We start from the raw sequence: 24,045 nt of genomic DNA, 5'->3' as shown, positions 1-24,045 counted from the left end.
TTGTATTTTGTGGCAAAATATTTAATGATGGAATCCGAATATTTAATTTTTTAATCTGTGCAATCTATGGTTCCGCCTTTCGTATTTCGTGCATGTTTGGTTCTGGCTTGATTGATAATGAGTCTCAGCAAAAACAGTCTAATTCTTTTCTGGTTTATGTCAAGCAATTTCTGCATAGAGGATTTGATGAACTCTTTCTTAAATATCCGGAGGGAGAATGATGTTGCCGTTTTTCAACGTGTTTGATTTGAATCTCTTAAGTTGTGGGAGAAATGGACTATACTCCCATTCGAGGTGGTATTTATTATAGAGCGCCTTGATTAACCGATGGTATTTTTCATGTATTGATTGGGTTTCGTTTTTATGTCTTTCGTCACAATAAAACGCCCTGCAGGAAAGCATCCGAAAGTCCCTGATACTGCATAAATCATTTTTGAGAAATGGACAAACATCTCTTGAAATATCAAAATCGGGAACAGACACATTTTTAGTTACGTAATCAACTTCAACACTGCTCGCATACAGCACATGGTCATATACCCCGAAATTACCGCACATTCCACACTTATTGCATCGGGGATTAATCAAAGACACTTCATGCTCTAAGAGACAATAAAGTTCCTTTAACTCCAAAAACAGTTGCTCATTATGAGCTGTTTCTTTTTCTGCAATAATACTATTATCCGGCAAATCGATTTTCATACACTATCAAATTCTTTCGTATTGTTTTCAAATTATGCAACCGCCCTTTATCTATGCCTGGACACTGCCCCTTTAACTTTTCCCACTCATTCTTTTCTTTGATGTTCGAAGACCAAAAGGGAAACGTTCTGCATTGGCATGGCCTTACTTCATATATAACGCAACCGTTGTTATACATAACGCAATCGCCATTGCCATATTCCACCAAACTAATTCGCCCATAAATATTCCTTAAATATTTTTTTGCAAACATTTCTTCGGTCATCCCCAGGAACCTGGAAATGTCTTTAATCTCTTTGCCATTCACCCAAACAACCCCTGGCTCCCCGCGGCAACACTTGCCACACCGCTGGCATTCAAACCTCAATCCCTTTTTGTACCAGGGTTTACAATCTGCACCAACCTCTTTATCTTTTGTTTGTTCTCTGCAATCCATTTTATTATTTATTTCTGACAAATAATTCCTCTTCCATCCCATACATCCCGCTTCGTACATTTATTAAAGGAAGCGGGATTTCTTCTAAAAATCTTTAATAATTCCAAACCAAAACCGTTTGTTAAACTCTTCTGTATTATTTAACGGAATTTCAAAACCCTGAAACACGAAAAACTCACGGCAAAACTCCAAGCGTATTCCCGGTAAAAGATCGACACGGTATTCACTCCCTTTTTCGCTGCCATATCCCTTTCTGCCATTTACCTCGATAAATGGGGTAATACCTTCTAAATATAACATTTCTCCAGTGTCAAATGTTTTAGACATGGCCATACCAAAAAGCATATCCACGTTGGAATCTTCTTTATGTTCTCCGCCAGTAGGAACCTCAACACCCAATAATGCCTGAAGACTAATGCGGTGCCCCAGGTCTGTCCACAGGGCTAGTTCCTGTCCCATAGTAGTTATCCCTTCTCCCAATCCCCTGTCTTCATCACCCGTTGTTATATTCATAGTGGAACCCGTGGAAAACGAAAGGTAGTCGTTCTCGATGAGCATACTCCTTAATGCCAGCCTGGTATCGCCAAATCCTCCTGTACTAGCATGATCACTATAGTCGACATATAATAATTTCGGCTCAATATCAATTTTTGTCCGCAATGTAAGAGGAATTTCAAGGGCGATACTCAATTCACTGACATCTGCCTCGCCATGATGCTCATCTTGAATATAAATATAATTTAACCTAAATTCCCTGCTAAAGAATCCCGGCGCAATACGCAACAAAGGCACCCGTGGCGCACTTATTTCTGTATGCTCATAAGGCTGCCACGGGGTGGCCCATCCCTCAAAAAAATTTGAAAAGCCAAGATTTCTCTTAAGCCCACTGTGCGCATGATTATTATGTTTTTTAACTACTTCTTTGGAGGAACCTTTTTCACGACCCTCGATTATTTCTTCGGCAGCAGCAATGCCTCCCGCCGAATGAATAATACACCATAAACAAAAATGAAACAGCATTGCAGGAATTCTACGTATCATGCCATCACTCCATTTTTAAAAACACCAATGAAAATTCTTCTGTCCATAATAAATAAAAACATCTTTACGCTTTAGTTTTTTGAAAAATCCAGTGGAACGTAAGAAAACAATGTAGTCCCATTAGTACCGTATCAGTAATTTCTTTGCATTTTTTGCATTTTTGCAAAATATTTCATTGTCCATTCTGCAGCCGGCAAACTATACCCGGCAGTCGGCGGTTGATCAATGACCAATGGTTGTTGACTGTTTTTGTGTTTGCCTGGTTCTGGCTATGCCGACAAGGTACTAATATTACGTGGCACATAATGTCCTACATAAAAAATTATATTACAGATTGCAGCTATAGTAGTCAAGTGCATATCCTTAGCGCATAAACGATGTAGCGGAATATGTCATACAAATTCAACACGGACAAACAAGGTTTGTCCGTGCCACCCAATTAACAATTTAAAATTCATATTTTATGAGCATCTAGAGTATAGCTCAAATAAGAAAAAGAACATCCAGCCCTTCCCTAGAGGAGAACACAAAAAGCCCCCTCTTGGGAGGGAAATCAGGGGAGAGAGAACTATTGAAACTTATTGAGAAATGAAACGTCTGCTTTTACCAGGATGTGTCTCAATGGAGTTATGTTGTCTTCACCATCATCACTACTATGGGCATCGCCGACTTCGTAACACTTTAGTTTTTTGAAAAATTCCAATAATAGCGCTGCTTGGCGCATAGTGTAGGGACAACGGATGATGGACAATGGACATCTTTCGTCTTTCGTCTTTCGTCTTTCGCTCTTACGTTTTTAAAAAAACTAAAGTGTTACCCGACTTCTCATTATCCCGCCATACCCTTCGGCTTCCCTTGCAGTATGCAGCATTACGGTCATCAACCTGAATAATGAGACCTCCCCAAGTTCATTTATGTACCTTTTCCAGTCATACCGCCACTCTCAACTCCGACGACTTTTTGTAGAGACGCATTGCATGCGTCTCTCTGTTGCGTCAACATTTTCATTACGCGCAGCAGTTTCCAGACGCATGCAATGTGTCTCTACATCAAGATCAACAACAGAATAAAGTCGCTGACAAAGGCGGCCTGATTTATTGAAATGCAATTTTCAAACAGCTAAAACGTTGGAAACGAGTTAAGCTGAAAAATATTCCCCTTGCTGATTCCCTATTTATGCTTGTTTGCACAAATATACCCTACTTACATTTTTTCAGAATGCCCAAAAAATTGCTTGATTCAGAATGTTATTTACTGTATTCTAACCCCTACTTTAGCTTGTCCTTATGGTTATCTTATATACGCCATATTTTTAGAAAGGAGAAAGTTGTATGAATAAACAGGAGTTAGTTGAGTATGTTGCAAATGAATGTAGTGTTTCTAAGGCTTGCGGAGAAAAGGCGGTAAACGCTGTGTTGAACGGCATCAAGCAAGGTGTAAAGAAATCGAACGAAGTGCGTCTTATTGGTTTCGGAACCTTTTCAGTAAAAGAAAGAAAAGCACGAAAAGGAAGGAATCCCCAAACAGGAGCAGTTATTACTATTAAGGCAAGCAAAACTGTTAAATTCAGCGTAGGACAAGATTTTAAAAAGGTTGTAGCAAAATGTGGTTCCGCTTCAACAGGAAAAATGAAAAAGAAATAATAAATAAATATACATTAACTATTGTTGTTAAAAAAGCAGGCTTTTCAGCCTGCTTTTTTTTTAAACAAAACATTATTTGCGTAACGAATCTTCGTATCGTTATGGAATTGCTACCTTTTCAGGGTTCTGTTGCCTGCGTGTGGTTCTCCTTTCATTCTCCGTAAGAATTTTTTTTCTTAACCGAAATGTTTTAGGAGTAATTTCAACCAGCTCATCGTCTTCAATATATTCAAGTGCCATCTCTAGTGAAAATTCTCTGTGCGGAGACAACTTAACGCCTTTCTCTCCGGTAGCCTGTCGGATATTCGTAGCCTTCTTCTCCCTTATCACGTTAACCACAATATCATTCTGTTCACAATGCTCACCAACTATCATCCCTTCATACACTTCTTCACCAGGTTTAACAAACATTATTCCGCGGTCCTGTAAACCTTCCAAAGCGTATGCCGTGGCCTCACCAGCAGCCATAGAAACCAATACGCCCTGCGTCCTGTGCACTATATCTCCTTTGTAAGGTTCGTAATCATAAAAATTATGATGCATAACCGCCTCTCCGCGCGTAGAACTCAATAAACGGTTTCTCAAACCAATTAATCCACGCGAGGGCGCCTTAAATTCAAAATGTGTATATTGTTTTTCCGTTTTCATGCTGACAATTTCACCTTTTCTTGCCCCCAGAAGAGAAATCGCCTGCCCCTCCATTTCTTTTGGCACATCTATAACTACATACTCCATAGGTTCCATTCTCTTTCCGTATATTTCCTTATAAATTACTTTCGGTTTTGACACCTGTAATTCATATCCTTCCCTGCGCATGTTTTCGATTAATATTGAGAGGTGTAATAATCCCCTTCCTGAAATGCAAAAAGCATCGGGCGAAGCTGTTTCGTCCACCTTAAGGGCAACGTTTGAACGTAATTCCCGAAACAATCTCTCCCTCAAATTTCTACTGGTAACAAATTTTCCATCCTTACCACAAAACGGAGAATTATTAACGGAAAATACCATGGAAAGGGTTGGTTCATCAATATGTATCAACGGCATTGCTTGTGGATTTTCAACAGAAGTAATCGTGTCGCTAATGTCAATATTCTCAATTCCCGTTAACGCTATAATGTCCCCTGCCATTGCCGACTGCGTTTTTTCCCTTGATAATCCCACAAACGCAAACACCTCAGTAATCTTATGCAAGGATTGTTTTCCTGTCTTATCAATTCTGACAACTTGCTGACCGGTGGTAATTGTGCCGGAAAAAATCCTGCCAATTCCAATCCTGCCGACATAGTCATTATAATCAAGCGATGCTATCTGCATTTGCAATGGGAATTCAGTGTCATAACACGGTTTTGGAACAAATTGTATAATTGCATCAAGGAGTGGTCTGATATCGCTGCTTTCGTCATCAAGCGATAATTTGGCATAGCCGTTTCGTCCGCTTGCATATACAATTTTAAAATCCAATTGTTCGTCGTTGGCGTCAAGGTCCACAAAGAGATCAAACACTTCATTGATTACATCCTGACAACGGGCGTCAGGACGGTCAATCTTGTTAATGACAACAAGAGGATTCAAATTATAACCAAGGGCTTTTCGCAGTACAAACCTCGTCTGAGGCATGACCCCCTCCGCCGCATCAACCAGCAGCAACACACCATCCGCCATTTTGAGCACCCGCTCCACTTCTCCGCCAAAATCGGCATGTCCTGGCGTATCTATTATATTTATTTTCACTCCTTCATAATTAATAGCAGTATTTTTTGCCAGTATGGTTATACCACGCTCACGCTCAAGGTCATTTGAATCCATGATTCTTTCACTATGCTGAATCTGCTGGTTCACCCTAAACGTGCCGCTCTGCTTAAGCAATTGATCAACCAGAGTCGTTTTGCCGTGATCAACATGGGCAATAATTGCTACATTACGAACATTATCTCTTACAGTTTTTGCCATTCTTTTCCTCAGATTTTTCTATGGAGACGTTATTGTGTTTCCACTACGAACTCAAAATAAAAAAGCCGCAACGAATAACGAAGCGGCATATAACAAGATTAACTTTGTATTAAATAATACTATTCTCGATAGATTATTACAGACAATATTTTTTCTGTCAATGAAAATAAACCATCATGAGGATTTAAGTCACATAGTCTTCCTCATTTTTCGGTTCGGGAAATGCGTTCTTAATTGGCAAGCATAGCATTAGCTATTCCCTGAATGACTGCTTAAAATATCCTTTCTTTTTCTGTTTCCCTCTAATTGAATAATAAGAAACAACACCCCGATAACCTGCCAAAGAAATAAGGATTCAGGGGTTTTCCAGAAAATATATATATTGTATTGACCATGCAAAAAAAGATGATGAAGTATGGGACATAGTCATGCAATAGTGTTTCGAAACAATATTTTGTATTTTTTGAAAAAGATGTCGATTTCAATAACCTGCCCTTCGTATTCATCCTTATATCGAATATTCGAATACACAAAGAACTTGAATTTATTACATTTATTCAATATAGTTTTTACTTACATTTGTTGCTCATCATTGGTAATGAATGGGATTGGTGTTTCATTCATTTAATCAGGTTGGACAACAGATGCACACTCTTTTTCTTTTTACCCATAGATTTTACTGAAGAGACATAAAGCTATACCACGTAAAATTACTTTCACGTAAGAAAACTAATGAATTTGCCTAATGCAAATCAGGCACAAGTGGATCGTAAGAAAATTACGGAATACTTGTTGTGTACATCACATCCGGATGGGAGCAATAAAGCAATCTTTTTCTCTCAATTTGGTTTCACGCTGGAAAACTGTAAAATATTAGCAGAATCTTTGCGCAAACACGGGGCAACCTATAATGTGACAAAAGTCGTTGAATCTGAATATGGCACACGTTATAGTGTAGATGGATGGTTAGAAACACCAGATAGCCGCAATCCATATGTAAGGACTGTTTGGATAATAGAAAAACAGTCTACAACACCAAGATTGATTACTGCACACCCAAAATAGGAGAAAATCATGATAAAAGAGCATGATCGAATTGTTTTGTTGAAAGACTTACCGGAGGATGGTTTACAGGCTGGTGACGTCGGTACGGTTGTTCATATTCATCGTCAGGGTGAAGCATTTGAAGTTGAATTTATGACACTTGACGGTGGAACAGTTGCTGTTACAACTTTGCTTTCATCTCAAATACGAGCAGTTAGTAAAAGGGACATCACCCATGTTCGAGAACTTGCTGTCTCCTGATTAAAAAAGGATTTTGCTGATGTAGACAATATTTCTTCTGTCAATGAAAATAAACCATCATGAGGATTTAAGTCAAATTGTCTTCCTCATTTTTCGGTTCGGAAAATGCGTTCTTAATTGGCAAGCATAGCATTAGCTATTCCCTGAATGACTGCTTAAAATATCCTTTCTTTTTCTGTTTCCCTCTAATTGAATAATAAGAAACAACACCCCGATAACCTGCCAAAGAAATAAGGATTCAGGGGTTTTCCAGAAAATATCAGTTAATCCGTGCGAAATTAGCGAAACAAGACCGGCCGAAACACCTACAAGCAGCATTTTTTCGAATCTATTTTCTGCAATTGATTTTATCGCTTTTATTGTTCTATAAAATATTATTGTAAACATCCATAGGAAGATCGCCAACCCAAATATCCCCGTTTCCACCCACATATGCAGTATAATATTATGCGCATGCGAAAGACCTTCAACTTTTTGCACTTTTTTCGGCTTCACACTCTTTTTCTTCTTAACAGTCTTCGCAGAAGTATCCCCAAGAGATTTCTTTTCTTTTTCCCTAATCTCCTTTCTGTATGTTTCATATATATCCCTGAAGTTTCTTTTTCCTGGCCCGATCCCCATCAACGGATGATCAAGAATAATCGCAATCGACGCCTTCCAGCACATCAACCTTTCTCCAAGAATCTTGTTCGACGAAAAGAATTTATCATATTGCGTGATGGTTTTGGCGTGCATGGAATATTTTGATGGCAAAAGCACCAATAATAAAGGACTCAGCACAATTATCGCAATGAGCAAATACCTTTTTTTCAACATGAACGCTATATAAATCACAGCAACCATATTTGCGAACCAGCTTGCCCTGCTCATTGTCAGAACTATTGCATATCCGCTTACAAAGACAAGACATCCAAGCCAAAACCTAACAAATATGCTTCTGTAATAAAAAAACAGGCAAATAGCAATCGGCAGGAACAATGAAATATATTTTGCAATCCTTGAGTGATACTTAAATGTAGCAATTAACCTCTCATCTCTTACGGCAATTCCAGCATAATACCCATACAAACCATATGCACATACCAACCCACAGGTAATAAGCATTGCCTTTATTATGCGTTTCACTTGCTCAATACTGTGTATTGTATTGACCATACAAAAAAAGATGATGAAGTATGGGACATAGTCATGCAATAGTGTTTCGAAACAATATTTTGTATTTTTTGAAAAAATTGACGCTATTATTAGATAAATAAAAAATACCAGAATGGGTATGTTAAGCGCTGTTTTCTCAAAGATAATCCGTTTCTCAAGAACCATCTGATACGCCAGGCATCCGACCATTGTCATCAAACACATCACTTTAATGACATCAGCGCCGTAAGGAAAAAATGTTAAAATAAAAAAATACGCAATAAATGCGTACTCTGATACCTGACTTATGTATTTACTATTTTTCGTATTCATCAATGGTAGTTTTGCCCGCCTGTTCCTAAATAATTCTTATTTACTTGGTTTTGCCGACCGTAATCCCATCCAATCAGGACATAACAGTACATGCCATTGAAAAAGCCTGCAATATATTGTCAACCGGTATCTCAACTTCCTGCTAAGAAACATAACAATGCCGTTCCCAGCGCTATTGATGATTAAATTGAATAAAATCTTCATCACATACAATATTCTGAAGGTAACGTAAACATCTCGGGAATAATTCTTTTTAAAAAAAAGATACAACGACCGGCAATATTCAATTTGCGATTGCCACGGCGCTTTTCTCTTGCTCTCTCCCCCCAGATGAATCACCCTGGCGTCGGGGATATGCCACACCCTCCACCCAGCATTTTTCATGCGATAGCACCAGTCAGTCTCTTCAAGAAAGAAAAAAAACCCTTCATCCAATTTACCGGTTTTTTTTATCGCCTCATTCCTTACCATAATACATGCCCCTATAACCGATTCTATTTCGATGGGCTGCGTGATAACACGTTTCTTACTAAGGTATTTATCAGGAAACAACCATCGCAAGAGACTTTTATTCAATAACTCAGATGCCAGGGTGGGATAATTATCAAAACTGTTTTGTTTCATACCGTTTGGTTTTAACAGTTGAACACCGGCAATTCCCGCATCATTATGGGATTCCATAAAAGCATACAATATCCGCAACGTATTTTTTTCTAAAATCGCATCTGTATTAAGCAATACGTAATATTTGGAGGAAATAGCCGTTATTGCCTGATTCACCGCGGCGGCAAACCCCTTGTTTTCACTGTTCTCTATAATATGCACTCCGGGATACCTGCTACGCACCGCCACAACACTGTCATCTTTAGATCCGTTATCCACGACACAAATTTTGATAATACAATCTGTATCCGATTCATAAACGGATGCAATGCATTTCAACAACAGGTCTTTTGTGTTCCAGTTGACAATAATAATACACAGGTCATTCATGAATGAAACAAGTAGTATCTCAAAGTTCTGATATTAACCGGATCCATTTTCAACGAAAGACGAAAATTTTCCCTTGCCGCAATTTTATCGCCCATTCGCATATAATGTCTGCCGATTTTAGCATAATGTGCTGCTAAACGTTTTTTATACATTTTTTCGCTAATGCCGTTCTCACTATCTTTAAACATAGTATATATCTTATCAATTATCACTTTCTGGTATTTCAGGACATTATCGCGGTTTTTACTGAGAGATTTGGAACTATGCCGGTATTTCACCAGCGGAACGTCTATGCCAATCGCTTTGTAATAGAATGCAATTCTCAGCCACATGTCCCAATCCTGGCAGTTTACTAATTCAGAATCAAATAAAGCCGTTTTATTAAACACCTCTTTACGAACCACAACGGAAGAACATATTATAAAATTTTGTTCAAAGAATAATTGAGTGAAGATATTGCCAGATGGTAATCTTCTCATGATCTTTCCTTCCATAAACTGGCTTTTTGAGTCTATATTTATATGTTTTGAATATACCATACCAGCATCAGGATTTTTCATGAATTGGTCAATTGACATCTCCAGTTTCTCCGGCATCCAGATATCATCGGCATCAAGGAATGCGACATACTCCCCCTTCGCCGACTGAATACCCAGATTTCTTGCCGTTGGAAGCCCTTCATTGCGCCCTAAATCAATATACCTTATCTTTTCCATATAAGGCTCCAATACCAGCTTCGTGTTATCCGCAGAACCATCATCAATCACAACAACTTCATATGTATCGTATGTTTGTGCAAGAATGGATTCAATTGATTCCGGCAAATAAGCTGCACAGTTATAGGTAGGCATAACAATAGAAACCAGTGGTTTTTTATTTGCCATAAGCACAGATTACACCTTTTTTGTAACGCATAGAAAACTATCCTTCTTACTATTTATGGCCTGGCTCTCATTATACATTCTTCATATAATGCGTATATTTCGCCGCCAACATTTTCAAGATCATATTTACGCCCCTGCACAACCGATTGTTTTGAAAATTCAAAAAGCATATCTTTTTGAGAATATAAGGCAAATAATCTTTCTGCAATTTCCTTTGGATCATCTCCCGTCACAAACCCATCAATACCGTCATGGACGATTTCCTCAACAAAATCTCTCCTTAGACAGATAATAGGCTTCCCCAACGCCTGACATTGCCTTAAAGCCCTCGCTGTTCCATCAGAACCGGCAACCGTATAAAACATTACGTCAAAGCAATGTACTGCGTCCCAATAATCCAACCTCTTGTACCCGCCGAAAATCACACTATCCTCTAATTTATGTTTCTTAACCGGCGTTACCGCCAGTTTATTCAGATTAGGGCCCCTTCCCAGCAGTAAAAACTTAATATTTTTACCGGATTCCTTTATTATTTTAGCGACTTCAACAACCAGTTCAAATTTTCTGTGATGCTGCACTCTCATGACAAGGCCAACCACAAAATCATCATCCTTTAAACCAAATTCCGGCCTGATATTTTTTGGTTCTTTCGGTATTTGATGAATATCCAGCCACGGGTTTAAACAAACGACCTTCCTGAAATCGTTTTGCAGCATCTCTCTTAATTTAAGGCTAAATACCGTGAAAACATCCGCCCTTTTGCAAATTGTTTTTTTCAAAAAGCCGGGAGGAGTAACCTTGAAATCGGTAAATATTTTTACCGCCTTATGCGAATTCCCCAGGTGCACAGCAAGGTCTCTATCACGAAAGAAATGAATGATGTCAGGATCAAATTGTTGAACAACCTGCTTTGCCACACGCCTGTTTCTCATCATTGCGCCAATCCCACCGCGCTTAGCAAGGGTTTGTACCGTTTTTATCCTGCCGGATTCCACATGAGAAATCAAGCCTGTGTCCGGAATTTTAGGCACACTCGTCAACAACATAACGTCGGCCTTTTTGCTCATATAATTACACAACTCAACGATAGGCTGCGAAGGCCCCGTCCACTTGTGATCAGAATATTCGTAAAGAATTTTCATAATGAGTGGTGTCCTTAGTTATAGCCATTTTAGAAGAGATTTTCGCCGTGAAACTTTTCTTACCATCTACTTTACACACCCCTGATAACATTTATAAATTTCGGTGCGTTCGCCTGTAATGAATATCCGGTATCTAATGTCTTTCTCCCTGCCAGCCCCATACGTTTTCTCAGCGCCGCATCATCGGCCAGGCATTTTATCTTCTCTGCCCACTCATCAACACTTGAAGCAAACATGCCGTTCACGCCTTCCTCAACAATCTCACTGTGAACTCCCACCGGTGAACATACTACGGGAACGCCTACTGCGAAATATTGAAGCAGCTTTGTAGCGCACTTGCCCCTTGTCCATTCATGATTCGGCAAAGGCGCCAAACCTATATCAATGCCTTGTAAATCAGCATTTTCGTCTTCAATTGCCCATATCTTTTTGTGTACAGGCATTGTTTTGCAATCAATAAATTCGTTGCAAATAATCTTCAGTTCCAGCGATTTATTTTGTTCTGCCAACTGATCAAAAGCAGGCGTCAATTCCTGTATGAATGGAAGCGATGACTTGCTCCCTATCCATCCGATTGTGATCTTTTCCTTCCTGGTATCATAATTCCTGACCGAATACTTGCTCGTATCTATTGCAGTAGGGATAATAGTTACGTTATTATTGTAAGGCAATGCCTTTGATTTCAGATACGAATTGCCTGCAATTACAGAATCGGCAAACCGCACCATTCTGGCAAATGTCCGCTGTCTTTTAAACGATCTTCGGCGTCCATCTACCGGGCTTTTGTACATCACCGCATCGTCAAAATCATATATTATTTTGATGCGCTTTCTCTTCAGATACCAAAGTTGCCAATGCCACAGCCTCTTTTTCTGGACATACAATACATCATAACCGTTCATTTGAGAAAACAATTTCATCCATTGCCAGAACGAACCGGGGAAAAGTGATACTGTATATGCTATATGTGCTTCATTTAAGTAGGGAAGATATTGCAACACCCTGTATCTGCTCGCAGGGTGTTCCCATTCCTGTATTAAAAAATAGACCCTTTTTGTTTCCATAACTTATGATAGCTACTTTAAGACCCTTGCCTGCGGCTGCCATACGTGTTTTCTTGCTATGCTGGCCTTAATAATTCCCCGCATGATTTCCTTATCAACATTGTTAATCTTCTTTCTCTTCATATACGCCCTGTAAAACCGTAATCTGTCCGTGTATGTCAAACAATCCGGCATCGATGCATTTATTTGAGACAAATTTCTGATGCGTTCATCACGCGTAATTCTTCTGTTAAAGTAAACCCTGTCGAGGTCAAGGTAATAAAAATTCCAGGCGTCAGGCAATTCATTCACCAGGATATTATTTGCCTTCAGATCGGCGTGATATACCCCCAAATCGTGCAATTTCCTAAAAGACTCCGCCAGACTTGAAACAAACCTTCTTTTTTTTCTTAAAACCGGTTTGCCATGCGCCCTATTTAATTTTTCCGTTACATATTGATTACACGGTAAATTCCCTGATGCATTTTCCGTCAAAAGAAGGCTTTTCTCCAGAATGCCATACTTCCGGATTTCGCAAAGCGCAATCGGTTGAGGAGTCAGAAGTTTTAGCGCTAAAAGCCCATGAGCGGCAAGCCATGCCTTTCGCGCAGGGGAATGAATGAGGGAATAAATGCCTCTTTTTAGCAAAGCTGGATAGCGGAATTCTTTTACGCACACACCATTGATTTTTTCATCAGGACAGAAAATAAGGGTAATCCCTGTTTTATGAGAATTTTTAATAACATTCTCACGCCTATCACGCAACGAATCATTATGCTTTTCAATGAGGGCAAGCAGTGTATCTGCGTCCCATTCCGCTCTCATGTTTATTCTGTAACCGCCCTTTTTTATGATGGTAAATACATTATTTTTCTTTAAACATTTTCCCGCCCTGCTGCGCCATATACGGTATTTCGTAGCACCTACGCTCCCTAATATTTCTTGAGGATCAAACGTTCCGGAACAACGCGCCAATTCAATAATCTCGTCATTTGTGCATACATCTTCAATGGAATACAATAATCGGGACAATTCCTTCTTTCTGGCAGGCAACGTCGCTTTCTTTACGAACCTGGCACGGCCAATATCTATTAAATAAAACAGCGCAAAATCATTGACGTCAACCAATATATTCTCAGCGTGAAGTTCTCCATGTAAAATCCCGGCGTCATGCATCTTTTTTACAAAGAGCATAAGGTTTAGCAACAATTCTTTTTTTTGTATGACGCCCGCCGGAGTCTTTATTAACTCAAGTGAAAGGGCTTTTACTGAAATGCTGTTTGGAATTGTTTTTGAAATTATGTAACAATCCCGGAGTATTCCGCAACTACGTGTTTCTCCCATAGCTACTGGCTCTGCGGTATGAAAACCGTTTTTCAGCAGTAAAAAACCCTGATTCCACTCCCTTTTAGCCTTTGACTGAGCAAACAACGATTTAAACCTGTCGATACTGCCCTTTGCCTTATAGTGTTTTATATAATACGATTCATGACTATTCGTATATTTCAAAACCCTCCTGAAATGTCCATTACGTACCATTTCATATTGATCATCCCGATGAATCGTATTAAATATTTCTCTTAACGCATCGGTTAATCCACCGTTCACCAGCCATTTAATACCATTATTAACATAATTACTCATATCTCATTTCATAACGCACATTCAGGCATGTAAATTTATTTCCAGCCGCTTTACGCTGTTAATCAATAAAACTGTACGGTTTCCGGCACAAAAATAAGACTACAAAAAATAGCTTAAGTACAGATACTACAAGATGATATGGATATAAAACCATTTTCATCGTTTACAGGTGTTACTAACGCAACATGATGACTGATGACTTATTTTGTCATTGCGAGGGTACCAGCTTGTCATTGCGAGGGTCTTTTCCGAAGCAATCTCATAAACCGTCATAGAGATCCTTCCATCCTGCATTCATTCCATTAATTAATTCTATTTTTTTAGCCCTTGAGCCACCCTTAATTTGCTTCTCCCGGGATATGGCGTTTCTTACATCACGAAATATCTCGTAGTATACTAATTTTGTAACATTATACTTTTTTGTAAATCCCTCGGCCCTCTTCTCTCTATGCTCATATACTCTTCTTTTAAGATTATTCGTAACCCCTGTGTAGAGTACTGTATCATTTTATTCGTCATTATGTAAACGGAGTATAATTTATCCATTACAATTACCTTGATTGAATCTGGCATTATAAAAAAGATTGCTTCGGAAAAGACCCTCGCAATGACAAGCTGAGACCCTTGCAATTATAAGCTGATACCTTTTGGATAGCCCTATACATTTGAACCGGTACAGAAACAGAAATGCCAGACGTTTCAGACTCGAAAATGAGACTACAAAAAATAGCTTAGGTACAGATACTACAACATGATATGACTATAAAACCATTTTCATCGCTTCTGGAGAATTAGAGATGGTGAGCAACTTGTTAGACGGTTTATATTCCTAGCTTTTTCATTATAGATGAGATAGGTATAGTTTCTTTTTCCTTCGATCTTTCATCGAGAAATGCCATGAACTTCTCACTACTACCGAGTTCTTTTACCTCTTTCTCAAACTCATCAGTTTCCTCCAGGACATAATTTTTCCCATCTTTATCGCAAATAATTAATGGTTCAGATCTTGCCATGGTCAATAATTCATCAATTGAATGTTTCTTTTTCCTCAAATCGATTGTATTCATAAATCGAAAATTATCACATTTATCATCTTGACGCAACACTTGTTATTATTTTACCGCCTAACAATTAATATGATGAAAGCCGCTGAAGAATCGCACTGTTATGTATCTGCCTTTTCTCTCTGCAATTTGTATTTTTCATTTTGCATTTTCACTGTTTTTGCTTTAATATCGCCACAAAGAAAAGGGCGAACACCATCCCACTCCCACGTCGTTTTACCATACAAGGATAAGCGGAAAAAATTATTCTCAATAACCATTGGAACAGGCACACTCTCATTTGAAAAAATATTTTTGCATATATTGCTCACTGGCGCTTTTGTTTTACTCATTTGTCGTTTATTTGAATTGTCTGCACAATTCCTTTGTGTATGATGATCAATCAACGATAGTCGATAATTATTTCATTCGGCACTGGCATAACTTTCCGGATATTTTTACCGGCAAATATTTTTCTCTTTCCGCAGAATTAACGTATCGTCCGGTAGTCACCCTCTCTTATTTTATTGATTTTACCTTCTGGAAATCCAACCCAGCCGGCTACCACCTTACCAATGTTTTAATCCATTCGGCAAACTGTGTATTCTTCTTTCTCTTTTGTTTCCAATTGCTGAAAAAACGGATAACTGCCTTTGTGTCGGCATTACTGTTTTCTTCATATCCCCTCTTATCTGAATCCGTAAACGCAATCGGGTTTCGGGAGGATCTGTTTGCGTTTCTATTTATGATATCAGGCTTTTTCTTTTTTTTAAAATCCCGCAAAGACAAATATTTCATTCATTACCCATTATCTTTACTCTGTTACTTTTTTGGACTTTTCTCCAAAGAAATGGCGATTACTTTACCGGTATTAATTATTTTACACGACCTTGTTTTCCCACCGTTCTTACGAAAAGATACCCTGTTGGCAGCACGTCAAAACAACGGGAGCATGCAACCAATAAACCCATCCATATCATTACGCCTCTCTTATCTAAAATCAGGATTTTATCGCTATTATAGCGGCTACCTGCTGATTTCTCTTTTCTATCTCTCAATCCGCTTTTACTTTCTCCACAATCCTTTGGAATCAGAAATACAATCGCCATTAAAGAATCCTTTCACCAGCTTTCTTACCATGACCCACGTATTGGCATATTATATAAAATTACTCTTCCTTCCCTTCCCTTTAAATGTGGATTATGTGATTCCTGTTTCAACATCCATTGCAAAAATATCTTTCTGGATATCCGCCCTGCTTTTAACGGCAACGGGAATACTTGCATTTCGTACTAAAAAAAGAAATAACTATATTTTCTTTTGCATTGTGTGGTTTTTCATTACCTTGTCCCCCGTAATGAATATTATCCCATTGGGCAATATTATGGCAGAAAGGTATTTGTATGTTCCTTGTGCCGGTATTTGCATGGCATTTGGGATTTTGTTGACTAAGAGCACCACCTTTTTATCTTCTTATCATGAACGGAACACCGTCAGAAAACCTTTTACATTCGCTACAACTTCCCCTATTTCGCTGACGCTGCTTCCGGCGCTCTTTTTTCTTTTGTCAGGAAGCGCATATTTAACGCTTCGGAGAAACACGGATTGGAGGGATGGTTTTCACTTATGGTCAAAAACACTTACTGTTTCACCGAACAGTGCGAGAAGTCACATTAATCTGGGAAATGCCTATGAAAAAATGGACTTTAACAGCGCCGCTTTTGAAGAATACAAAAAGGCATTAAAAATAGACCCGAACGACGCCGACCTTTTTAATAACCTTGGCATTTATTATGACAAAATGCGTCTTTATGAAGATGCAATTGCCTGTTACAAAAAAAGTATTGAAATATATCCACAACACACACAGGCACATAATAATTTAGGGGTAATATACACCAAAGAAAGAATATTAGACGAAGCAATCAGTGAATTTATCAAAGCAATCTCAATAAATCATTATTACCCTGACGCACACAGTAATCTTGGCATCGCCTATTACAGAAAGGGCGCTATGGATCTGGCGGAACGTGAATTCCTGACTGCAATTTCTATGGAACCGTATCACGCAAAGGCACATAACGGACTTGGCATCCTCTATAACGACAGACAGCAATTTGACAATGCCATTCATGCATTTCAAACCGCCGTAAAGATCAAACCCGATTACGCAAACGCCCATATGAATCTGGGCGCTCTGCTGCTGAAACACAAAAAAGACAAACATGCGGCATTATTTCATCTCAAAGAAAGCATAAAACTCGATCCGCAACAAGACCAGGCTACCGGCATAAACAAACTTATACAACAACTGGAACAGGCAAACTAAGCGAAACTTCGCAATAAGTTGAGACTGTGCTATAGGCAGTCAGAAGTCAGAAGTCGGCAGTCGGCAATCTACAGTCGGCAAATTGCAGACTGCCGACTGTAGACTGTAGACTGTAGATTGTAGATTGAGAAGTTACCAAAAGGACAACGGCATTATTTTATACTGTCCCCTGTTCTGCATTAAATACCTCTACCAGCCTTCTTTTTAAATACGTATATCTTTTACATGGTTTGTTATTTTTTACTGCGATTGCCAATGCCTTTTTTGTACCTATTAACACCACCAATTTCCTTCCCCTGGTTATTCCTGTATACAAAAGATTTCTTTGCAAGAGCATATAATGCTGCATATGAACAGGCAGTATAACAACAGGGTACTCACTCCCCTGGGATTTATGAATCGATACCGCATACGCCAGCACTATTTCATCGAGTTCTTTGTAATCATATACAACCTCCCCTCCGTCATAATTTACGGTAATTTCCTGATATTCATCATCTATATCATCAATGAACCCTATATCACCGTTATATACATCTTTTTCATAGTTATTTACTATTTGCATAACCTTATCATGTTTTTTAAATTGTCTTGTGCCTTTTATTAATTCAACAGGAGATTTATTGAGGGCATTTTGAAGGGTGTTATTTAAATTATGTACCCCCAAAACCCCCTTATTCATTGCCGTTAACACCTGGATGTCCTTAATAGCATCAAACTGAAATCTGCCGGGAATCCGTTCTTTACATAACGAAACGATTTCGTTTATTATTTTTTCAGGGTCTTCAAGCTGAATAAAATAAAAATCCTGAAGTCTGTCTTTTTCAAAAGTAAGCACCGGCATATAACCGCTGTTTATCCGATGAGCATTCATCACCACAACACTTTCTTTCGCCTGACGAAAGATCTCATTGAGATGAACGGAAGGTACAACACCAGACGTTATGATATCCTTTAACACATTTCCCGCCCCTATCGAGGGAAGCTGATTTACATCACCGACGAAGATCAGGGTTGCATCCTTCCGTACAGCCTTCAGAAAATGGTACATAAGTATCGTATCCACCATTGATACTTCATCCACGATAATTACATTTGCGTCCAGTGGATTTCTCTCATTTTTCCTGAACCCCCCTTCCTGAGGATTTATCTCCAATAGTCTATGGAGCGTTTTAGCCTCATGTCCCGTCATCTCAAACATCCTCTTCGCCGCCCTGCCAGTTGGCGCAGCTAATATTACACGAAACCCTGATTTCTCATACATTCTGATAATTGTTTTTATAATTGTGGTCTTACCCGTGCCAGGTCCTCCTGTAATGACAAATACCTTTTTATCTATCGCACCTCTTACCGCCAGGAGTTGTTTTTCAGCAAGGTGAATACCAAACTCTTTCTGAACCCAATCAACGGAGGTATCCATACCCATCAGATACGTCCGCTTTCCCTTTTGCATCAGGCCATTGAGCATTTCCGCTATTCCCTTTTCCGATACATAACATTTTGCAAGATATACCGCCTTGTTATTGGCCGTTATCTCATCATTTTCATTACAGTCTTCAATTACTATACTCTTCTCAAATGCAATGGTTCCAAATGCACGAATGATGAGGTCGCGTTCTACCTCAAGCACCTTCCTGCATTCTTCCGTTAATAACTCATAGGGATAGTACACATGGCCTTCGTTTAATAATTTTTTCAGAACATACAAAATACCCGCTTCAGCACGCAATATTGAGTCCTTCGCAATGCCCATATTTTCAGCAATTTTATCTGCGGTAATAAACCCGATACCAAATACTTCCATTGCCAGCCGGTATGGGTTCTCTTTTACAATACGGACAGACTCCCTGCCGTACTGTTTAAATATCTTTGACGCGTATGCAGAACTTACTCCGTTGCTTTGAAGAAAAAGCATTACATCCTTTACTTCTTTTTGTTCCGTCCATGCGGTTTTGATCATCGCAATGCGCTTTTCACCAATGCCTTCCACCTGTTTTAGCTGTTCTATTGAATGTTCAATAATATCAAGTGAGGCCACTCCAAAGCGGGACACGATTCTTTTTGCCATTACCGTCCCAATGCCCTTAATAAGCCCTGAACCAAGGTATTTTTCAATACCCTTTGCAGTTGCGGGGGTCACCGGTTCGTAAGAACTCACTTGAAATTGTTCTCCATATTTCGGATGACAATACCAATGCCCCCGAAGATTTACTGTTTCGCCTTCAGTAACCGACGCCAGGTTGCCGGTAAAGGTAATAACATCCTTATAATTATTCACCTTGATTTTAGCGATAGTGTATCCCGTATCTTCGTTGCGATAGGTAATTCTTTCTAATTGCCCCTGAATGACAGATTCTATGGTCATATTCTGTTACTCTACAAAAACATTTTAACACTTTAGTTTTTTGAAAAAGTAGGGGCGAAGCACTTGCTACATTTGGGTTTGAACGCATTTATGACAATTTACAGCAAATGCTTCGCCCCTACACTGCGATTATTGGAATTTTTTAAAAAACTAAAGTGTTACAAAATATTACGTACTATTTCCCTACAACATGATATGATAGTAATGAAAGTGTTCATTAAAAAAGTCCTTGTATTTCAGATAGTTTGATTTTAGCATGTTTTTTGTAATATTTTGTAACATTTTAGATATTAGCCTTGTATTATCCTTCACTATTTTTAAAGCGTTTAAACAATGATACCTTGTAATAAATGCAGCCAGCATATTGGCGAACGTCTCTGTATTGGACTGGGAGACTGGCTTTGCCCGGAGTGTTGTGGACAATATCGCATTGTTGACATAAATTGCTGGAAGTATTGTCCCTTCTTTTTTAAAGAAGAAATCCCTGTCAATGCTGAAAAACAGAAACAATAACTGATTACCCGGGAAAAACCGCAGAAAAATTTACGGACGAAAACGATAATCACTGCTTTAACAAAAGCATGTAATGAGAAGGGCGTTTTCCCCCTGGTATGCGGAGAAACCATTTTTAAAATTACCCGGCAGACGCCACATGGCAAATCAACGGTCACGGATAATAACACTTCTGACGGACTTCGGAATTCATGATGCTTATACCGGCATTATGAAGGGAGTGATTGCCGGGATTAATCCGCATGCCAACATTATCGATCTGTGCCATATGATTCCGCCACAAGACGTTTTTCGAGGGGCATATCTCCTATACACCTCTTACCATTATTTCCCAAAAGGAACTATCCACATTGCCGTTATTGACCCCGGCGTTGGCAGTGAAAGGAACATACTCTGTGCAGAATGCAAAGGACACCTGTTCCTTGCCCCGGATAATGGTTTATTGAGTTTTATCCTTCAAAAAGAAAAAACGAAAACCATCACCCGCGTGACAAATACCAAATTTTTCCTGCCGGGGCAAAGCAATACCTTTCATGGACGAGACATCTTCGCACCGGTAGCGGCACATCTGTCACGTGGCATCTTACCCGATCAGTTAGGCAGAAAAATCAATCAGTTCCGCCAGATCGACATGCCAAATCCCGCATTTGCAAAAGAAAACAGAAGGATTAACGGAACCATTCTCTCTATTGACCATTTTGGCAACCTCATTACCAACATCACTGAAAAACACATAGCTAATTCAGAAACAACCGCAAATAATTTAACTTTAACGGTAGGCAAGGAGAAAATAAAGGGCTTAAGTAATACCTATGCCGATGTAAAAACCGGCATGCCGCTTATGCTTATAGGAAGTGCGGGGTTTTTAGAAATATCAGTAAATCAGGGAAATGCCGGAAAACATTTCATGGCAAAACAAGGCCATAAGGTTTACCTCGATGCTTGAACAAAAAGAAACCCACCTATCTATAACACTTTAGTTTTTGAAGAATTCCAATAATAGTGCTGCTTGCCGTAAAGTGTAGGGGGGAGCATAGAGTTTAAGAGTTTAGGAGTTTGAGAGTTGGGAAGTTGTTAACTCCTTAACCCTACAACTCCTAAACTCCTTTGGTATAAACGGTTGCTGCTCGTTCCTCACTTGAAATATCTAAGTAGAGACAGGTTTGAAACCTGTCTCTACCATGTAGTGCGACGAACCTCGTCGCACTACAAATGACAATTTCCAATTTCAAAAGACTAAAGTGTTACACCTACCTCCTTTTTTCGAGTAAAAGAGGAAAAATATCAATCGATAACTACTTATTTTTGATACGTATTATATACGAACTATATACGTATTGTTTTATCTTTGACTATTTGTGAAAATATTGTGAAGTTGGATGGGTCTGGTTGAAACGATTTAACAATTCATTTCCCTTTGTGAGCAATGGCTCATGGATGTTTCATTTTATACTTAAAGGAGCACCGTAATAAATGGATAAATTGCCTATCGGAAAGAAGTTTTCGTTTATTTTTATAACACTTCTCGTAACCATATTGACCGGTACTTTTTTTGTATTCTGGACGATAAAAAGCCAACGCGATAGTGTAAATGTTGTAAACCTTGCCGGACGGCAGCGTATGCTGCTTCAGAAATATTCCAGCGAAATTAATTCCGAACTGATCCCTTTACAACTTCGTTACAGCACAATAAAAGCGGCAGAAATTACCACACTTCAGATTGTGGCAGACCGGACCCATTACACAAAAAATGTTGTTGGCAAGCTTATTAAAGAGACGCCGGAGGTTCACCCCAATCAACATTATGCTAATATCATTGGCGGTATTCCCCTTCCCGCAACATTTGTTAAAGAAGTGTCAGACGTCATTAATCAAAAAGGCACATACAGCTATGATCTTTTAAGCAAATGGAATATAAACAAAGAAAAGGGGCTCAAGACGGATTTTGAAAAGGAGGCTTTTGACTATTTCTATAATAACAAGGGGCAGGTATTGTATCGTTTTTTAGAACATAAAGGGTACTATGTCCTGAGATATGCTACCCCCGATGTCGCAACCGCACAGGTGTGCGTTAACTGCCACAATAATCATTCAGAAAGCCCAAAGAACGACTTTAAACTGCAAGATACTATGGGCATCCTTGTCGTGAACATTCCCATTGGCCAGGCAAACAAGGGAATAGAGGCTTTTTTAAACCAATCAGATGATACAAAATCAGGCACGCATTCATTTCTTAAAACAGGCGCAGTATTTGAGGCAACCCTGGATTCTCTTGTCAAAGGAGGAAAGGCTCCTTTGGACATGGAAATGACAAAATTTACCTCTGTTTCACCAACTACAGACCATGCGATACGGAACAAATTAAACGAAATTAAACAATTATGGGAAACTACCAAAAACAGCACTAAAAAACTTTTTGAAGCGGAAGTAAATTCCGCTGAATATATAGCGTCGTACAGAAACGTTTTTGATACCGTTAATGTCCTTGTAAAAACCATGAATGATGCGGTTGGCTTATACCAGGCAAATTCAGATAAACGGGCTATGCGCTTATTATGGATTCAGGGAGTGGCAACCGGCATTGTCTGCCTGATTATCATTCTAAGTTGGCGCAACATAGTGCGACCCCTTATAAAAATACTTAAAGAAATAATTAATAACCTTTCAAGCAATGCCATTCATGTTGTGTCAGCGTCAGAACAAATATCCGCATCAAGCCAAAGCCTTTCGGAATCGACGTCGGAACAGGCGGCGTCAATAGAAGAAACCTCATCGACCATGGAGGAGATATCCTCTATGACAAAACAAAACGCGGATAATGCGGCGGAGGCATCAAAACTCGCATTGGCATGCAATATTACTGTAGAAAACGGCAATATATCTGTCGCAGAAACGGTTGAACACGGAAACCGCTCGGTCAGGGAAATGGCAGAAGCAATGAATGATATCTCAGAAAGCAGCGGAAAGATTGCTGACATCATTAAACTTATAGAAGGAATCGCCTTCCAGACAAATTTACTGGCTTTGAATGCCGCAGTTGAGGCAGCGCGCGCAGGGGAACATGGTCGCGGATTTGCCGTTGTTGCAGAAGAGGTAAGGAATCTAGCCCAAAGAAGTTCAGTCGCAGCAAAGGACATCACCATGTTAATCGCCGATAGTGTAAAGAAAGCCGAAAAGGGAATGGAACTCGTAAACAAGACGAAAGATGTTTTTTCCAGCGCCGAGTCAAAGGTAAAAGAGGTATTCTCAAATTCTGTTACGCAGGTTAAAATGGTAACTGATCTGGTAAATGAGATTGCTTCCGCTTCGGAAGAACAAAGCAATGGCATTCAGCAAATAAGCAAGGCCATTCTGCAGATGGATCAGGTAGTGCAAAAAAATGCCGCAACCGCAGAAGAAGCTGCTTCGGCAGGAGAAGAATTGACGGCGCAAGCCCAGGAACTTAATGCCCTTGTAAAAACAATATCCCTAGAAGTCAATGCAAGCGAAGGGGAATGCCCTTAGCCTGAGCCCTCAGTCGGCAATCGGCAATCTGCAATCTGCAA

General features: G+C 39.3%; 21 protein-coding genes and 1 pseudogene. 7 read left to right on the top strand and 15 right to left on the bottom strand.

Features of this window, described 5'->3' with window-relative positions; translation table 11 throughout:
* Positions 1-198: 198 nt before the first annotated feature.
* From ABJL82_RS05345 to ABJL82_RS05330, 4 genes are all read right to left on the bottom strand, one after another.
* Entirely contained in the window at positions 199-702 is a 504-nt protein-coding gene (locus tag ABJL82_RS05345) for a hypothetical protein (protein ID WP_347273689.1), read from the bottom strand.
* The gene (locus tag ABJL82_RS05340; RefSeq protein ID WP_347273688.1) at positions 680-1,180 is read right to left on the bottom strand and encodes a YkgJ family cysteine cluster protein; all 501 of its coding nucleotides are present in this window, start codon (positions 1,178-1,180) and stop codon (positions 680-682) included. The genes ABJL82_RS05345 and ABJL82_RS05340 overlap by 23 nt, the downstream gene beginning before the upstream one ends.
* A 42-nt stretch (positions 1,181-1,222) precedes the next feature.
* On the bottom strand, positions 1,223-2,179 hold the full coding sequence (locus ABJL82_RS05335) for a hypothetical protein (RefSeq protein WP_347273687.1): 957 nt from the start codon (positions 2,177-2,179) through the stop codon (positions 1,223-1,225).
* Positions 2,180-2,747: 568 nt separating this feature from the next.
* Positions 2,748-2,882 carry a hypothetical protein gene (locus tag ABJL82_RS05330; RefSeq protein WP_347273686.1) on the bottom strand — a complete coding sequence of 45 codons (135 nt, stop codon included), beginning with the start codon at positions 2,880-2,882 and terminating at the stop codon, positions 2,748-2,750.
* A gap of 628 nt (positions 2,883-3,510) precedes the next feature.
* Between ABJL82_RS05330 and ABJL82_RS05325 the strand changes: the two genes are divergently transcribed.
* Positions 3,511-3,822, top strand: coding sequence for an HU family DNA-binding protein (locus tag ABJL82_RS05325; protein WP_347273685.1), 312 nt, complete (start codon positions 3,511-3,513; stop codon positions 3,820-3,822).
* 99 nt (positions 3,823-3,921) lie between these two features.
* On the opposite strand, the gene typA is transcribed toward ABJL82_RS05325, so the two are convergent.
* Positions 3,922-5,772, bottom strand: a complete 1,851-nt coding sequence (gene typA / locus ABJL82_RS05320) for a translational GTPase TypA (protein ID WP_347273684.1) — start codon at positions 5,770-5,772, stop codon at positions 3,922-3,924.
* A 732-nt stretch (positions 5,773-6,504) separates the two neighbouring features.
* On the opposite strand from typA, the gene ABJL82_RS05315 reads away from it, so the two are divergent.
* Positions 6,505-6,837 (top strand): DUF6883 domain-containing protein, encoded by a 333-nt coding sequence (locus ABJL82_RS05315; RefSeq protein ID WP_347273683.1) that lies wholly within the window; start codon positions 6,505-6,507, stop codon positions 6,835-6,837.
* Between the two features lie 9 nt (positions 6,838-6,846).
* Positions 6,847-7,077 carry a DUF4926 domain-containing protein gene (locus ABJL82_RS05310; protein WP_347273682.1) on the top strand — a complete coding sequence of 77 codons (231 nt, stop codon included), beginning with the start codon at positions 6,847-6,849 and terminating at the stop codon, positions 7,075-7,077.
* A gap of 132 nt (positions 7,078-7,209) precedes the next feature.
* Here ABJL82_RS05310 and ABJL82_RS05305 read toward each other — a convergent pair whose 3' ends face one another.
* The 9 genes and pseudogenes from ABJL82_RS05305 to ABJL82_RS05265 all read right to left on the bottom strand — a co-directional run bounded on the left by ABJL82_RS05305 (position 7,210) and on the right by ABJL82_RS05265 (position 15,646).
* Entirely contained in the window at positions 7,210-8,544 is a 1,335-nt protein-coding gene (locus ABJL82_RS05305; protein WP_347273681.1) for an O-antigen ligase family protein, read from the bottom strand.
* A 36-nt stretch (positions 8,545-8,580) separates the two neighbouring features.
* A complete protein-coding gene (locus tag ABJL82_RS05300) occupies positions 8,581-9,537 on the bottom strand; it encodes a glycosyltransferase family 2 protein (RefSeq protein WP_347273680.1) in 957 nt (318 codons plus the stop codon).
* The gene (locus tag ABJL82_RS05295) at positions 9,534-10,421 is read right to left on the bottom strand and encodes a glycosyltransferase (protein ID WP_347273679.1); all 888 of its coding nucleotides are present in this window, start codon (positions 10,419-10,421) and stop codon (positions 9,534-9,536) included. Before ABJL82_RS05295 ends, ABJL82_RS05300 begins: the two co-directional genes overlap by 4 nt.
* Positions 10,422-10,474: 53 nt before the next feature.
* Entirely contained in the window at positions 10,475-11,563 is a 1,089-nt protein-coding gene (locus tag ABJL82_RS05290) for a glycosyltransferase (RefSeq protein WP_347273678.1), read from the bottom strand.
* 71 nt (positions 11,564-11,634) lie between these two features.
* Positions 11,635-12,627 (bottom strand): glycosyltransferase family 4 protein, encoded by a 993-nt coding sequence (locus tag ABJL82_RS05285; RefSeq protein ID WP_347273677.1) that lies wholly within the window; start codon positions 12,625-12,627, stop codon positions 11,635-11,637.
* A gap of 12 nt (positions 12,628-12,639) precedes the next feature.
* Positions 12,640-14,250, bottom strand: a complete 1,611-nt coding sequence (locus ABJL82_RS05280; RefSeq protein WP_347273676.1) for a lipopolysaccharide kinase InaA family protein — start codon at positions 14,248-14,250, stop codon at positions 12,640-12,642.
* Positions 14,251-14,509: 259 nt separating this feature from the next.
* A pseudogene (locus ABJL82_RS05275) lies at positions 14,510-14,695 on the bottom strand (GIY-YIG nuclease family protein); the annotation flags it as partial.
* Positions 14,696-15,071: 376 nt separating this feature from the next.
* Positions 15,072-15,317, bottom strand: a complete 246-nt coding sequence (locus tag ABJL82_RS05270) for a hypothetical protein (protein ID WP_347273675.1) — start codon at positions 15,315-15,317, stop codon at positions 15,072-15,074.
* A gap of 98 nt (positions 15,318-15,415) precedes the next feature.
* Complete coding sequence (locus ABJL82_RS05265; RefSeq protein ID WP_347273674.1) at positions 15,416-15,646, bottom strand: hypothetical protein; 231 nt, start codon at positions 15,644-15,646, stop codon at positions 15,416-15,418.
* 35 nt (positions 15,647-15,681) lie between these two features.
* Here ABJL82_RS05265 and ABJL82_RS05260 point away from each other — a divergent pair, with 35 nt between their 5' ends.
* On the top strand, positions 15,682-17,622 hold the full coding sequence (locus ABJL82_RS05260) for a tetratricopeptide repeat protein (protein WP_347273673.1): 1,941 nt from the start codon (positions 15,682-15,684) through the stop codon (positions 17,620-17,622).
* Positions 17,623-17,779: 157 nt separating this feature from the next.
* Here ABJL82_RS05260 and ABJL82_RS05255 read toward each other — a convergent pair whose 3' ends face one another.
* Complete coding sequence (locus ABJL82_RS05255) at positions 17,780-19,987, bottom strand: ATP-dependent RecD-like DNA helicase (RefSeq protein WP_347273672.1); 2,208 nt, start codon at positions 19,985-19,987, stop codon at positions 17,780-17,782.
* A gap of 333 nt (positions 19,988-20,320) precedes the next feature.
* On the opposite strand from ABJL82_RS05255, the gene ABJL82_RS05250 reads away from it, so the two are divergent.
* The 3 genes from ABJL82_RS05250 to ABJL82_RS05240 all read left to right on the top strand — a co-directional run bounded on the left by ABJL82_RS05250 (position 20,321) and on the right by ABJL82_RS05240 (position 24,004).
* Positions 20,321-20,500, top strand: coding sequence for a hypothetical protein (locus ABJL82_RS05250; protein ID WP_347273671.1), 180 nt, complete (start codon positions 20,321-20,323; stop codon positions 20,498-20,500).
* A 139-nt stretch (positions 20,501-20,639) separates the two neighbouring features.
* Complete coding sequence (locus ABJL82_RS05245) at positions 20,640-21,446, top strand: SAM-dependent chlorinase/fluorinase (protein ID WP_347273670.1); 807 nt, start codon at positions 20,640-20,642, stop codon at positions 21,444-21,446.
* A gap of 527 nt (positions 21,447-21,973) precedes the next feature.
* Positions 21,974-24,004, top strand: a complete 2,031-nt coding sequence (locus tag ABJL82_RS05240) for a methyl-accepting chemotaxis protein (RefSeq protein ID WP_347273669.1) — start codon at positions 21,974-21,976, stop codon at positions 24,002-24,004.
* The last annotated feature ends 41 nt before the right edge of the window (positions 24,005-24,045 follow it).

Origin of the sequence: Candidatus Kuenenia sp. (genome assembly GCF_039794105.1) — a bacterium.
Taxonomy (GTDB): Bacteria; Planctomycetota; Brocadiia; order Brocadiales; family Brocadiaceae; genus Kuenenia.
This window is presented reverse-complemented; position numbering and strand designations above follow the sequence as displayed.

Coding starts and splice junctions, on each gene's coding strand:
- ABJL82_RS05335 (WP_347273687.1), bottom strand. CDS start 2,179: ATGATACGTAGAATTCCTGCAATGCTGTTTCATTTTTGTTTATGGTGT.
- ABJL82_RS05280 (WP_347273676.1), bottom strand. CDS start 14,250: ATGAGTAATTATGTTAATAATGGTATTAAATGGCTGGTGAACGGTGGA.
- ABJL82_RS05325 (WP_347273685.1), top strand. CDS start 3,511: ATGAATAAACAGGAGTTAGTTGAGTATGTTGCAAATGAATGTAGTGTT.
- ABJL82_RS05255 (WP_347273672.1), bottom strand. CDS start 19,987: ATGACCATAGAATCTGTCATTCAGGGGCAATTAGAAAGAATTACCTAT.
- ABJL82_RS05245 (WP_347273670.1), top strand. CDS start 20,640: ATGGCAAATCAACGGTCACGGATAATAACACTTCTGACGGACTTCGGA.
- ABJL82_RS05290 (WP_347273678.1), bottom strand. CDS start 11,563: ATGAAAATTCTTTACGAATATTCTGATCACAAGTGGACGGGGCCTTCG.
- ABJL82_RS05315 (WP_347273683.1), top strand. CDS start 6,505: ATGAATTTGCCTAATGCAAATCAGGCACAAGTGGATCGTAAGAAAATT.
- typA (WP_347273684.1), bottom strand. CDS start 5,772: ATGGCAAAAACTGTAAGAGATAATGTTCGTAATGTAGCAATTATTGCC.
- ABJL82_RS05265 (WP_347273674.1), bottom strand. CDS start 15,646: ATGAGTAAAACAAAAGCGCCAGTGAGCAATATATGCAAAAATATTTTT.
- ABJL82_RS05310 (WP_347273682.1), top strand. CDS start 6,847: ATGATAAAAGAGCATGATCGAATTGTTTTGTTGAAAGACTTACCGGAG.
- ABJL82_RS05340 (WP_347273688.1), bottom strand. CDS start 1,180: ATGGGATGGAAGAGGAATTATTTGTCAGAAATAAATAATAAAATGGAT.
- ABJL82_RS05240 (WP_347273669.1), top strand. CDS start 21,974: ATGGATAAATTGCCTATCGGAAAGAAGTTTTCGTTTATTTTTATAACA.
- ABJL82_RS05345 (WP_347273689.1), bottom strand. CDS start 702: ATGAAAATCGATTTGCCGGATAATAGTATTATTGCAGAAAAAGAAACA.
- ABJL82_RS05305 (WP_347273681.1), bottom strand. CDS start 8,544: ATGAATACGAAAAATAGTAAATACATAAGTCAGGTATCAGAGTACGCA.
- ABJL82_RS05295 (WP_347273679.1), bottom strand. CDS start 10,421: ATGGCAAATAAAAAACCACTGGTTTCTATTGTTATGCCTACCTATAAC.
- ABJL82_RS05250 (WP_347273671.1), top strand. CDS start 20,321: ATGATACCTTGTAATAAATGCAGCCAGCATATTGGCGAACGTCTCTGT.
- ABJL82_RS05285 (WP_347273677.1), bottom strand. CDS start 12,627: ATGGAAACAAAAAGGGTCTATTTTTTAATACAGGAATGGGAACACCCT.
- ABJL82_RS05270 (WP_347273675.1), bottom strand. CDS start 15,317: ATGAATACAATCGATTTGAGGAAAAAGAAACATTCAATTGATGAATTA.
- ABJL82_RS05300 (WP_347273680.1), bottom strand. CDS start 9,537: ATGAATGACCTGTGTATTATTATTGTCAACTGGAACACAAAAGACCTG.